At 47.3% G+C, this 12189-nt stretch carries 11 protein-coding genes; 7 read left to right on the top strand and 4 right to left on the bottom strand.

Annotation, left to right across the window (positions count from 1 at the left end):
• Window positions 1–94 precede the first annotated feature (94 nt).
• Window positions 95–1234 (top strand): GGDEF domain-containing protein, encoded by a 1140-nt coding sequence (locus NZ043_RS22125; protein WP_339309236.1) that lies wholly within the window; start codon window positions 95–97, stop codon window positions 1232–1234.
• A 101-nt stretch (window positions 1235–1335) separates the two neighbouring features.
• Here NZ043_RS22125 and NZ043_RS22120 read toward each other — a convergent pair whose 3' ends face one another.
• A complete protein-coding gene (locus tag NZ043_RS22120) occupies window positions 1336–1857 on the bottom strand; it encodes a hypothetical protein (RefSeq protein WP_339309235.1) in 522 nt (173 codons plus the stop codon).
• A gap of 71 nt (window positions 1858–1928) precedes the next feature.
• Window positions 1929–3569 carry a diguanylate cyclase gene (locus NZ043_RS22115; RefSeq protein WP_091031360.1) on the bottom strand — a complete coding sequence of 547 codons (1641 nt, stop codon included), beginning with the start codon at window positions 3567–3569 and terminating at the stop codon, window positions 1929–1931.
• 301 nt (window positions 3570–3870) lie between these two features.
• On the opposite strand from NZ043_RS22115, the gene NZ043_RS22110 reads away from it, so the two are divergent.
• From NZ043_RS22110 to mnhG, 6 genes are read left to right on the top strand one after another with little or no spacing between them, the layout of a single operon-like run.
• Window positions 3871–6825 carry a Na+/H+ antiporter subunit A gene (locus NZ043_RS22110; RefSeq protein WP_339312831.1) on the top strand — a complete coding sequence of 985 codons (2955 nt, stop codon included), beginning with the start codon at window positions 3871–3873 and terminating at the stop codon, window positions 6823–6825.
• A 1-nt stretch (window position 6826) separates the two neighbouring features.
• Window positions 6827–7165 (top strand): Na(+)/H(+) antiporter subunit C, encoded by a 339-nt coding sequence (locus tag NZ043_RS22105; protein WP_036608715.1) that lies wholly within the window; start codon window positions 6827–6829, stop codon window positions 7163–7165.
• The gene (locus NZ043_RS22100) at window positions 7158–8636 is read left to right on the top strand and encodes a Na+/H+ antiporter subunit D (protein WP_036608717.1); all 1479 of its coding nucleotides are present in this window, start codon (window positions 7158–7160) and stop codon (window positions 8634–8636) included. Before NZ043_RS22105 ends, NZ043_RS22100 begins: the two co-directional genes overlap by 8 nt.
• 6 nt (window positions 8637–8642) lie before the next feature.
• The gene (locus NZ043_RS22095; protein WP_036608718.1) at window positions 8643–9119 is read left to right on the top strand and encodes a Na+/H+ antiporter subunit E; all 477 of its coding nucleotides are present in this window, start codon (window positions 8643–8645) and stop codon (window positions 9117–9119) included.
• A complete protein-coding gene (locus NZ043_RS22090; protein ID WP_017688855.1) occupies window positions 9119–9403 on the top strand; it encodes a Na(+)/H(+) antiporter subunit F1 in 285 nt (94 codons plus the stop codon). Before NZ043_RS22095 ends, NZ043_RS22090 begins: the two co-directional genes overlap by 1 nt.
• The gene (mnhG, locus tag NZ043_RS22085; RefSeq protein WP_017688856.1) at window positions 9387–9779 is read left to right on the top strand and encodes a monovalent cation/H(+) antiporter subunit G; all 393 of its coding nucleotides are present in this window, start codon (window positions 9387–9389) and stop codon (window positions 9777–9779) included. Before NZ043_RS22090 ends, mnhG begins: the two co-directional genes overlap by 17 nt.
• Window positions 9780–9913: 134 nt before the next feature.
• Here the strand turns inward: mnhG and NZ043_RS22080 are convergent, their stop codons facing one another.
• Complete coding sequence (locus NZ043_RS22080) at window positions 9914–11029, bottom strand: GDSL-type esterase/lipase family protein (RefSeq protein WP_339312829.1); 1116 nt, start codon at window positions 11027–11029, stop codon at window positions 9914–9916.
• A gap of 108 nt (window positions 11030–11137) precedes the next feature.
• Window positions 11138–12157: an alpha/beta hydrolase family protein gene (locus NZ043_RS22075; protein WP_133384497.1), complete on the bottom strand. Its 1020-nt coding sequence runs from the start codon at window positions 12155–12157 to the stop codon at window positions 11138–11140.
• Window positions 12158–12189 lie beyond the last annotated feature (32 nt).

Here is a 12189-nt window from a genome sequence, read left to right as displayed (position 1 = left end):
GTTAAATACATTTGCGTTTTGTTCATTGTCATTTATAATCATCATATACGAGAGTAATTCTGTCGTACCATTATGATGCAGTCAGCGGTGATATATGAAAGGTTTCCATACGCAAAATAGTCACATTCCAACAGAATACGAGTTCAAACATTCCAAATGGATTCAAAAAATGCTCCATGCCTACTGGATAGTCATCATTGCACATTTCGCCATTCAGATTGGCTGTTTCCTGTTTCTGGAGTATGATCGCACACCTACAGATTTCTTGATGAATGTCCTGTTCTGGCCTACGGCCGTCAGCAGTTCATGCATTTTGTTCGCAAGTTGGGTTGATCGGCGCTTCAGTTCATATTCCTTTTACACCATGTCTATAGCCAGCACGGTTATCGCCTGGACGATTATTCATGTCAATTATGACATTCGGATTATATTAGCGATCTGCCTGTTGCCCATCTTTGCTTCGGTGCTGTTCTTCAGTAAAAAGAGAGTCTGGATTGTCTTTCTGATGCAGATGGCTGGTTACCTTCTGGTTTTGTTCGATCCGGCCTACCGGTTGTACCTGTCTTCATTTGACATGGTATCCATTCCTGCTTTTCTAATCTTAGGTACATATGTAGCACAGGTTATCGTAACTAGCGGCGTTGAGGTGCTCGATGATCTTCAAGCCAGCATGCTTGCCAAGCAGGACCTTATTGTGCGGAATGCCATTATGACCAAACAGTCCAAAACAGACGGTTTAACCAACCTTTATAATCAAAGCTCCTTCAAGGATTTTTATGAAAAAGCATTTGAGTATGCCAACAGTGGCATGAGTCTGCATCTGGCCCTGATCGATATTGATGACTTCAAATCCATTAATGATACGTATGGTCATCGGGTTGGAGACATCATTCTGGAGAAAGTGTCCCTGATCATTCAGGAAACCATTACCTCAAGTGATATTGCAGCACGGTACGGGGGCGAAGAGTTCGCCTTATTGATGTTTGAGCAATCTTTCAAGCAGGCCTATGCCATGGTGGAACAGATTCGTCAGAAGATTGCCCTGATGGGCCATCTGGAACTTGAAGGAGCTTCCATCACGGTGAGTATCGGTCTCAAAAGCTACAGTCCTAATCTAACCAAAGACAAATTGTTCGAGGAAGTGGATGCCTGTCTGTATGCCGCCAAACGAACAGGTAAAAATAAAACCGTAACATCACTTGATCTGACTTCGTCCTTGGCAGAGAAAATATAAATAAAAAAGTTGTGCTGTACACCGGAATTCCGGTGTACAGCACAACTTTTTTTGGGTCTGAATACGATCAGCAGGCCGATCTTCTTCATATGTCTATGTTTTCATTCCGCCCATTCCCAGCGATGACGATTTTGCTCCAGCTTGGGATGAAGATCACCTGATGACCCGTCAATGATGAGACGAAGCTCTTTGATCCAATCCTTGAAGGAATCAAATGAAGCAAACATATTCGCCATCTCTATCGTCAAATAAAGAAAATGAGGGGCTGGATATTCCGCAGTGATATGGCGCAGCGCGCTATCCACAGGTGTATATTTCTTTCTCTTGCCCTCAAGCCCCTCCACACGTATACGTGAAGTCGGATGTTCTCGCCGCCAATCATGAAGGCGATCTTCTCTTTTGTAATATGCCTGTATCGTATCCTTGCTCATTCGCTTAAACGTGCTCTCGTGTAAAGGATACAGCACAAGCTGTATGAATGAACGGGTATCTACCGTTGCAGCGGCGCGCTCGAGTTGCTCATCGGTCACATGTTCAAACGAGTCATAAAAAGTCAGTGTGCCCTTGCGGCTGGCCGCAGGTGGCTCATAACCATAAGGTACAGTTGTATATTTTCCAGACATTTCACCCCTCCTTGTTTATACGCGCATTCGCACAAAGGTGATTGGGATAACCCAGCTAATGTTATTATACGCTAACGATCCTGCTTCAACTCGGAATAAAATGTCATTCTGTTCTTCCCTGCACGTTTGGACTCATACAAAGCTTCGTCCGCCATCCGGATTATCTCACTTGGGTTGTCGCTGTTGGTTGGATATTCAGCTCCTCCAATGCTACATCCAATTCGAATGCGCTCGTATTCGATAATAAACGGCTTGTTCAGACTTTGAATGATGGCTTCTGCATAAGCCATGGCTTCTTCCCTCGGATGATTTCCAACAGATTGAAGTACAATCAGGAATTCATCCCCGCCCAATCGGACTGTTATACCCTTCACCTGACCAAGAGCAGACAATCGCTGGGCCACTTTCTGTAGCAGCACATCTCCAGTCTGATGCCCAAGTGTATCGTTGACCCGTTTGAATCCATCGAGATCCAGATAGAGAAAAGTCAGCGTGTGATTTTCACTTTCGGTCTCCAGAGACTCCTCCAGATACACTTCAAGAGCAGTGCGATTCGGCAGTCTAGTCAACTGATCAAAATGCGCCAGATTCTGCATCACGACCAGCTCTGAGTTTTTATTCATAAGAGAGGTCAGCATATCCCGAAGCGAACGGGACAACACTTCAATCTCCTTAATCCCCTTAATCGCAGGAATCTCAAGCTCTTCCCCTGCACGCAGTCGATTGGCTACTCTGGTAAGACGCACAAGTGGGGCAGAGATCAGACGTGAGACAAACCAGCCAATCAATGCAAATAGCACGGTAACGGCAAGTCCCGCCCACACATTAAACCACATCAGGTCAAACACAGAAGCAAAAGCAGTCGACTTGACTTGACGAATGACTACAGTCCAGCCTAATCCGGGATAATCCAGATGACCCTGGCTGTAGGCAAACCCTGTCACATATTCATTACCGTCAGGCCACTTTTCTATGGACCAACTGCTTTTGTTGCGCTGGGCCTCTTTAATGCCGGGCAATACCAACGGTTTACCGATCCATTCCTTCGGCCCGAGCAGTACTGTATGTTCCTTTTTGCTCACGATAAAAAACTCAATGTCTTTTTCTTCCCTTTTCAATGGGGCGAGCACGGATTCCTCGACTTCCTTCGCCCATTCCCAGCTTAAATGTGCAGCGAGCACACCTTGAATCATTCCTTTGCTATCCTTCAGCGGAAAACTGATATCGACAAATTGCAACGGCTCTCCCGTTGGATTCGGAAGCAGCTTGGCAAGAAGTACTGCATTATGCACATCTCCAATGAATTTACCCTTGATTCCCTCCTGATACACAGGTCGCTCTGATAAATTTTCCCCAAGCAAGATACCATCCGTAGCAGCTAACACTTTTCCTTTGGGGTCCATGAATCCAACCCATGAGAATGAGGGAAAGCTATCTTGTAACTGATCCAGCAGCATCTGAATCTCATCAGGTTGGAATTCATCTTCCAACGAAGCCATTTGGCCCAGCAGGTCCAGTTCACCCGCGCGAGCGGACATGAATCGATCCAGCTTGTCCGATGCCTGTGAGGCCGTTCCTGTAAGCGAGTGACCAATCTCAGTCTCTACAGCAACAAATGACTTTTGGCTAAAAATAGACCCAATCGTCAGGGTAACCAGCAAGGATAACACAGCAAAGATGACTGTAAGCACAGTTCTAATTTTGAATGACATTACTTCCTCCATTACACGGTGAAACCATCTTGCTTTTCAACATAACTATGCTGCAAAGAGTACACGGAATGTCACCTAATCGTTTTCATATTTATCGGAACTTGTGTGTTTTTTTATTATACATGCCCATACAATATTATACTGAAATCTTCACCGTGTTTCTTCCATTCAAAGAATAGACACGATTCTGTATATACATACTTGGGTTATGAATATAGAGAGCAAGCATATCCTTCAAAGGATCATGCGCCTGTATGTCACAGAGAGAGTAATCGAAATACTAAACATTGGGGGTGTAATGTTGAGCCTGCTTCATGTTGCTGTTATTCTGCCTTTTGCCGCTGGCATTCTTCTTGCCATGCTGCATCGTTTCTTCCGTAAATTACATTTGGGATGGCCGGTTCTCCTTGTCCCGGCACTATTATTTGTATACTTTGCGAGTCTAATACCCGCTGTGTCACAGCGCAATACCGTATCCGGAAATATCCCATGGATTCCTTCACTGGACATTGGATTTAACCTGTATCTGGACGGTTTGAGCCTCATGTTGACACTGCTAATCACCGGAATCGGTGTCCTCGTTGTTCTCTACTCCATCTTCTACATGGATATGAAAGAAGCGCTGAACCGTTTCTACCTGTATCTGTTGATGTTCATGGGAGCCATGTTGGGCGTGGTGCTGTCTGATAATATGATCGTGCTCTACGGATTCTGGGAATTGACCAGTATTACGTCATTCCTGTTGATTGCATTTCATTACAAACGTAAAGCCTCGACTTCAGGTGCACAAAAATCATTCCTGATTACGGTATTTGGCGGTTTCGCCATGCTTACCGGATTCATGATGATGTATCTCATTACCGGAACATTCAGTATTCGTGCAACCATTGCAGGATTGGGTCAGTTTCAGGAAAGCGCACTATTTCTACCCGCACTTATCTTGATCCTGATTGGAGCTTTCACCAAATCAGCTCAGTTCCCATTCCATATCTGGTTGCCGGATGCCATGGAAGCCCCAACACCTGTCAGTGCCTATCTTCACTCAGCCACCATGGTTAAGGCTGGACTGTACGTTGTAGCCCGGTTTACACCGATCTTCGGTGGACAGGAACTCTGGTTCTGGCTCGTTACTGGCGTTGGTCTTCTGACTTTGTGTTATGGATCATTCCTGGCGGTGAAAAAAAACGATCTCAAAGCGATTCTTGCCTATTCGACCATCTCTCAACTTGGTCTGATCATGTCCCTCTTAGGGGTTGGATCTGCTGCTCTCTACTTCGGATATGGCGAATCCTCTGCGATGTACACTGTGGCAATAACCGCTGCGCTGCTTCACCTGTTTAATCATGCGACCTTCAAGGCCGCTCTGTTCATGGTCGTAGGAATTGTTGATCATGAAACGGGTACGCGTGACATTCGGAAGCTCGGTGGACTTGCTTCATTCATGCCAATTACATTCACCGTGGCATTGATCGGTTCACTTGCCATGGCGGGTATTCCGCCGTTCAACGGATTCCTGAGCAAGGAGTTATTCTTCCAGGCGATGGTGGAAGTCACGAATCTACGAATCTTTGGACTTGGGTCCTGGAGTGTTCTATTGCCGGTATTCGCTTGGCTTGCAAGTGTGTTTACCCTGATCTATGCGCTTATAATCGTGTTCAAAACATTCCTCGGTCGTAGCCAAAGCGAAATCCCTGCCGAGAAGCTGCACGAAGCGCCCGCTGGCATGCTCATTCCGCCTGTTGTTCTAGGTGTTCTTGTCATTGTATTCGGACTCTTCCCGAATCTGCTGGCCGGATCACTGATTGAACCGGCAATGGCCGCTGTGCTTCCATCCCTCTTGAATGGGAATGAGCGCTTCGATGTACATTTCTCCCTGTGGCATGGATGGACTCCGGAACTGATTATGACGATCGGAGTCGTGATTCTCGGAATCACTCTCTACAAGCTGTTGCCACGATGGAGGAATATTTATGAGCATTATCCACAAGGATTAACAATTAACAATATGTACCACGTCGTGCTGGATAATCTTCAGCATTATGCACGCAAATGGACGGAAGCCTATATGAATGGCTCGGTTCGTAATTATCTCGTTTACATTTTCTCATTCACGGTCGCGTTGCTGGTCTATGCCTTCTTCCGTTCAGGAGAAAATATCACCTGGAATCTGCAGGGCAATGCACCTTACTCATTCTACGAGGTCGTACTGCTAGTCACGCTCATCGGTGCTGCAGTCTCGATTCCTTTTGCCAAGAACAGACTGTCAGCAGTCATTATGACCGGAGCAGTTGGTTACCTTGTAACTCTGCTGTTTGTACTCTTCCGGGCGCCGGATCTGGCGTTGACACAGATGATTGTTGAGACGGTATCCGTTGCACTGTTCCTGCTCTGCTTCTACCATCTGCCTGAGCTTCAACGTGGCAAATCAAGCCGCAGTTATCTCACGGTGAATATGATCGTAGCGATTGCAGTCGGAATTGTGATGACTTTTGTTGCATTGGCCGCAAGCGGAACAGCCTCACTGGACAGCATTTCTACCTTTTTCCTTCAGGAAGCGTATGACTCGGCTGGTGGTAAAAATGTCGTGAACGTGTTGTTGGTAGATTTCCGTGGCTTCGATACGTTATTGGAGATTATGGTGCTTGGCGTTGCTTCGTTATCCATCTACTCCATGATTAATCTGAACCTTGAAGCAAAAGATCTCGGAGCCCGCTTGAAGTTCCGTAAGAAGGACGAGAGTCAGGATTCCGAACCTGCTCTGGATGATGAAGCGGACAATACGAAAAAGTATGGTAACCGGGAACGCAGCTCATCCTCGTGGGATACCGTCCCCTTGCAAAGTAATGATGTATTGCTGCAAACGACCACCAAGGTCGTTGTGTTCATCATACTGACGTTTGCCATGCACCTCTTCTTTGCAGGTCACCACAATCCGGGCGGAGGTTTCATCGGCGGCTTGGTAACAGCGGCAGCGCTCGTATTGATTGCTCTGGCATTCAGTACAGATACGATACGCAAAGCGTTACCGGTTGACTTCCGTATTCTAACAGGAATCGGATTGGGTATAGCCTTACTTACGGGTGCGGGTTCATTTATATTCGGAGTCCCGTTCCTCAGCCAAACCTTCGGTTATTTCGAACTTCCTTTGCTGGGAGAGACAGAACTCGCCACGGCCATGCTGTTTGATCTTGGCGTGTATCTCGCTGTCCTGGGTGTCACCATGACCATCATTCTACAGATCGGGGAGGATCGCTGATATGGAAATATTGATGTGTGTAGCCGTTGGCATTCTGTTTGCGGTTGCCGTCTTTTTAATCTTGTCGCGGAGCCTGCTCCGTATCGTACTTGGCATGTCCATACTAACCCATGGCGTGCATCTGCTCTTGATCACCATGTCACGTCTCAAAACCGGGGCACCACCACTGCTTGGGGAGATGGCTGAACGTTATGTCGATCCTCTTCCTCAGGCTTTGATACTAACTTCGATTGTTATTAATTTCGGACTCACTGCGTTCTTCTTTGTTCTCTCCTATCGTTCTTATCTGAAGCTGAGAACAGACGATATGGAAGAAGTAAGGGGGCGCCCATATGAATAATCTCGTTGTTCTGCCGATTCTCTTGCCTTTGATTACAGGTGTTCTGGCTCTGCTATTTTTCCGAAAAACAAATATCCAGCGGATCATTAGTGTCATTGGACTTTTGTTTACAGCAGCGGTCTCAACGATACTCATTACGCGGGTAGCTCAGACTGGAGTTCTAACGCTTAATATGGGTGGATGGGCACCTCCCTATGGTATTGTGCTTGTTGCGGACATGGTATCGGCGCTACTTGTCGTTGCCGCTTCCATCATTGCACTGGCGTGTTTGCTGTATGCGTTCCGCAGTGTGAACAAGGAGCGGGAAGAGCACCACTTCTATCCGTTCTTTCATTTTCTGATCGCGGGCGTTAACGGTTCATTCCTAACCGGAGATTTGTTCAATTTGTTTGTCAGCTTTGAACTGATGCTCATCTCTTCCTATGCACTAATCGTATTGGGAGGCACGGAAAGACAGCTTCGGGAAACGATCAAATATGTCTTGATTAACATCGTTTCTTCAGCTCTTTTTGTCGCTTCCATCGGCTTCCTCTACTCCATAACTGGCACACTGAACATGGCAGATTTGTCCGTCAAAATTGCTGAGGTGGGACAGAGCGGAGTCATTACCTTAATTGCTGTTCTCTTTCTGATCGTATTTAGCATCAAGGCCGGGCTGTTCCTGTTCTTCTGGCTGTCGGGCTCTTATGCGGCACCACCTGCTGTCGTCACTGCATTGTTCGCAGGATTACTCACCAAGGTTGGCTTGTACGCGATTGTGCGAACATTCACACTGATCTTCTATCATGATCCGGATTTCTTCCATGCACTGATCGGATGGATGGCTGGTGCAACGATGGTCCTGGGTGTCATTGGTGCGATCTCATACCGCGATGTAAACAAGATTCTCATCTACAACGTGGTCGCAGGTGTAGGTTTTGTTGCTTTTGGTATGGCCGCGGCCAGTCGCCCTGCACTGGAAGGTCTGCTCTTCTATATGCTGCATGATATGTTGATCAAAACTTTGCTCTTCCTGCTCGGGGGTGCTTTGATCGCTGTTGCCGGAACATCCAAACTCGATAACATGGGCGGGCTGATCCATCGCTATCCGCTGCTCGGCTGGATGTTCTTCATCAGCGCACTTGCCTTGGCAGGTTTGCCGCCATTTAGTGGATTTCCAGGGAAGTTGCTTCTCTTTGAAGGTGGCTTGCAGGCAGGCTTGTATGGTCTTACCGGCATTGCGGTGCTTTCGAGCTTGTTGATGTTATATTCGGTACTGCGTATCTTCATACAAGCGTTCTGGGGCGAACCGCCTGCCGGGGTTACAAGACGCCCTTACGCGGTGAACGGCCTGCTGATTCCTGCCGGAATTCTGTTTGTATTCATCATCGTAATGGGTGTGGGGGCTGAAGGCATGTTCCAATTGACCTCCCGCGCAGGCGATATTCTACTGCATCCCAATATTTATATTGATGCCGTATTGAAGGAGTAGATGTCTATGGCCTTTCAGATTGTACTGAATCTTATCATTGCTTTTGTATGGATGTTTCTGAACAACGCCTGGAATGGTGTTGGTTTTCTAATAGGTTACCTGCTCGGACTGCTTCTCATCGGGGGGATGCGCAGATTCTTCCCCCAGCGCTTTTATATTGTGCGAGTCTGGGCCATCTTCAAACTGATTACACTGCTGTTCAAGGAACTGGTGCGAGCCAGCATTGAGGTTATACGCCAGATTATCAAGCCCAAGCTAGATATAAGGCCCGGTATTTTTACGTATAAAACTCAATTGTCCTCGGATTGGGAGGTTACTCTGCTCTGCTTACTCATCTCATTGACACCAGGTTCTCTTCCGCTTGAGATCTCGGGTAATCAACGCAAACTGTTTATTCACGCACTGGATATCAAGGATGAACAGAAAATGAGAGATGATATCCAAAATACATTCGAAAAAGCAATTATGGAGGTGACGCGTTAATGTTATCCTCACTGTTGTTCATCTCATTGCTCATTCTCTCCTTAGCCATTCTGGGTTGCTTGTACAGGGTGCTGCGGGGACCATCCATGGCTGATCGGATCACGGCACTGGATACCATCGGTATCAATGTGATTGCCATCGTTGCCGTTCTGTCGATGATGCTGCAAACCCAGGCCTATCTGGATATTATCTTACTGATTGGCATTTTGGCTTTTCTAAGTACAGTGGCATTTGCACGTTATATTGAACGGGGGGCGGTATTCAAAAATGATGGAGATCGTTAAAGTAGCCGCTGAAACCGCTATAGGTCTACTCGTACTGCTCGGTGCACTACTCAGTGCACTCAGTGCATTCGGACTTATTCGTCTGCCTGATGTATATCTACGTGCCCATGCCGCAACCAAAAGTATGACGCTTGGTGTGTTCTGTGTATTAAGCGCTACATTTTTCTACTTCTGGTATTTCGATAACTATATCAGTGCCCGCTTGTTGTTAGGTATCCTGTTTGTATTTATCACGGCTCCGGTCGCCGGACATCTGAACGGACGGGCCGCCTATCGCACAGATGTACCACTGTGGGAGCAGAGCGTGCAAGATGAACTGGAACCCTTGTTAAAAGGGAAAAAAGTGAACCATGAAGCCAAGGATATGATGGAGTAATCCCCAGCCTAGGCATAACGAATACCCCCGAGGATCAGCCGCTCGTTTCGCGGTATGTTCCCGGGGGTATTTTTTTATTTTTCATACACGGATCATATCAAGCACTGATTATGCAGACAGATTAAGTAGTAAAGTCAGAATCCATTCAGTCCCTGTCTTCTCAGATCCGCAGCCACAATACGTGCAAGCTCCGCAGCCCCTTGACGATTCGGATGCAGACTATCCCCTGTCATATACAGACCAAGTGTTGCCGCTGGACCAATGGACGTGAAATAGGCAGAACTTAACTTATTCAGTTCAACCAGGGTGACTCCCTCTTCCTGAGCGAGTGCACGTGTGGATTGATTGTACCAGCGGTTCTCCGCTTGATGTACATTGGCTGTATTAAAGTCTGTTGCCCGGCCCTGAGGCGTGGAGAGGATAACCGTTGCTCCTTTATTCTTCGCCTGACGTACCATATCCCGCATAATCTCCTTGAACTGCGCCTCCGTTGTATTGTTCTTGGCATTAGTATCGTTAATTCCGAATTGCAAAATAAAATAATCTCCCGGCTTGATATACTTCAGAATCGCTTCCATCTGACCATCATCGCGGAAACCTCTCGCAAATTGACCACTTGACGCCATATTTCGAACCTGGAAGGTAGCATTGTTCACATAAGACGGAAACAGCTGTCCCCAACCTCCTTGTACACTGCTACCCAGCGGATAGTAATTGCAAACTGTTGAATCACCACCAATGTAGATTGTGCGGTTGGTAACGGTCTGATTGGATAACTTTCGGATTTCGAGTGCACTAAGTGTGAAGGCGGTGCCTGTCTTTCCTTCCGTAATGAGCAAATTTAATTGCCCGTCTGTTATCGGAATTTGAAATTTATCCGTCGCCCCGTTACCCGTCATATTGATGATCTGGTATACACCTTCTGCCGCTACACTCGCTCTGGCTGTATTGCCCAGGACCACTTTAACTTCATATAGTCCATTGGACAGATTCACATTGAAGGTATTGGTGCTCTTAGTGCCGTAAGTCAGAAACTGGACAGCGTCGCTCATCACTCCGCTTCCGGAGGCAGACACATTTCGCATATTGGCAGGTGTATTGAACCCATATCCTTTGGTCGCAGTATAGGCATCTCCTGCGGACACACCTGTGTAACCGCTCTCAACAGCACCCGAACCAAAATCAAATCTGTAATTGTCCGTTGCCGCTTCGGCGACTTGCCCTACACTGCTTCCCAGACCAATGCCCATCGTACTTGCAAACAGAACAAGACAGAGCAGAAACTTTACCGATGTTGACCATTTCATCACTGAATTCTCCTCTCGAATCAGAATTAACTCGGTGCACGATCCACAACTTCACAGAACTTGATCAAGCCAGTCGTAGGCCTTCGCTCCGCTAATCTCATGTCCACCTGTAAAGAAATCCGCATCCAATGATTCTGATGCTCCCGCCTGCTCATATATGTGTGTCAAACGCGCATACGCCTCTCTCGCTGCATGGATCGGGAACACCTGGTCATCACTTCCGGCTTCAATAAAGAGTGGTCTAGGCACAATCAGGCCAATGAGATCCGGCAACTCCGCTTCACGCAGGATACCTGGCACATAGTTGTCGAGACAATGGTTCCGGTCCAGTATGCTGCCCTGGAATGTATTTGCATAACCACTTACTACAGCTGCACGGAACCGTTCATCCAATGCGGCTGTAAATGCGGTCACCAGACCGCCGCCCGAGATGCCCATGCTTCCAATTCGCTCCGAGTCCACTTCAGGTCGAGTTGATATATAATCCAGTACTCGTGTTGTTTCATATACCCGATGCCCGGCGAGAGTTTTCCCCACCATAAGCAGATGCGCGGCAATCTTCGTACAGGAACTTACCCCCGGTGGCGAATCGCGGTCTTCTTCCAGTCTTCGATCACCAAACCCGAGCAGCTCTGGAGCCGCAACCACATATCCACGCTTCACAAGAGCTACTGCAAAGTCCTTGTGTAATCCGGGCTCTCCTGTCCGCGGTGACCCATCCGGTTCCATACCCGATATCTCTCGGCTACCGTAGCCATGCCCATGACAAGCAATGATAGCAGGTCTCTTAGTATCGGTAACGTTACCCTCACCTGGAATTAATAAATACACAGGCATGCGAAGTCCTGCATAGGTTGTGATTTCAATCCGCTCCCGAATATATCCGTCACATGTAATGCGCTCCAGTAAGACAGGATTCAGTGCTGCACCCATTGTTGGAACCCCCCCCAGCCGTTCTTTCACGCGGGTACGTAACTGACTGCGCCATAATTCCAGGGGTTGATCTGCATGATACGCGGAACGACCACGGAGATTCGTTTGTTGTTGTAGATAGGCTTCAATATCCGACATGGGCCTGTGTCCCTCCTGTTTTTCATAGGTTA

This window comes from Paenibacillus sp. FSL k6-2145 (genome assembly GCF_037976585.1).
In the GTDB taxonomy this organism is placed as follows: Bacteria; Bacillota; Bacilli; order Paenibacillales; family Paenibacillaceae; genus Paenibacillus.
Note: the sequence above shows the minus strand (reverse complement) of the source record. Positions and strands in the feature narration are given on the sequence as shown.

Bases quoted from the DNA above. Each gene is read 5' to 3' on its own strand.
- NZ043_RS22125 (WP_339309236.1), top strand. From the start codon at position 95: ATGAAAGGTTTCCATACGCAAAATAGTCACATTCCAACAGAATACGAG.
- NZ043_RS22120 (WP_339309235.1), bottom strand. From the start codon at position 1,857: ATGTCTGGAAAATATACAACTGTACCTTATGGTTATGAGCCACCTGCG.
- NZ043_RS22115 (WP_091031360.1), bottom strand. From the start codon at position 3,569: ATGTCATTCAAAATTAGAACTGTGCTTACAGTCATCTTTGCTGTGTTA.
- NZ043_RS22105 (WP_036608715.1), top strand. From the start codon at position 6,827: ATGGAAATATTGATGTGTGTAGCCGTTGGCATTCTGTTTGCGGTTGCC.
- NZ043_RS22100 (WP_036608717.1), top strand. From the start codon at position 7,158: ATGAATAATCTCGTTGTTCTGCCGATTCTCTTGCCTTTGATTACAGGT.
- NZ043_RS22095 (WP_036608718.1), top strand. From the start codon at position 8,643: ATGGCCTTTCAGATTGTACTGAATCTTATCATTGCTTTTGTATGGATG.
- NZ043_RS22090 (WP_017688855.1), top strand. From the start codon at position 9,119: ATGTTATCCTCACTGTTGTTCATCTCATTGCTCATTCTCTCCTTAGCC.
- mnhG (WP_017688856.1), top strand. From the start codon at position 9,387: ATGATGGAGATCGTTAAAGTAGCCGCTGAAACCGCTATAGGTCTACTC.
- NZ043_RS22080 (WP_339312829.1), bottom strand. From the start codon at position 11,029: ATGGGCATTGGTCTGGGAAGCAGTGTAGGGCAAGTCGCCGAAGCGGCA.
- NZ043_RS22075 (WP_133384497.1), bottom strand. From the start codon at position 12,157: ATGTCGGATATTGAAGCCTATCTACAACAACAAACGAATCTCCGTGGT.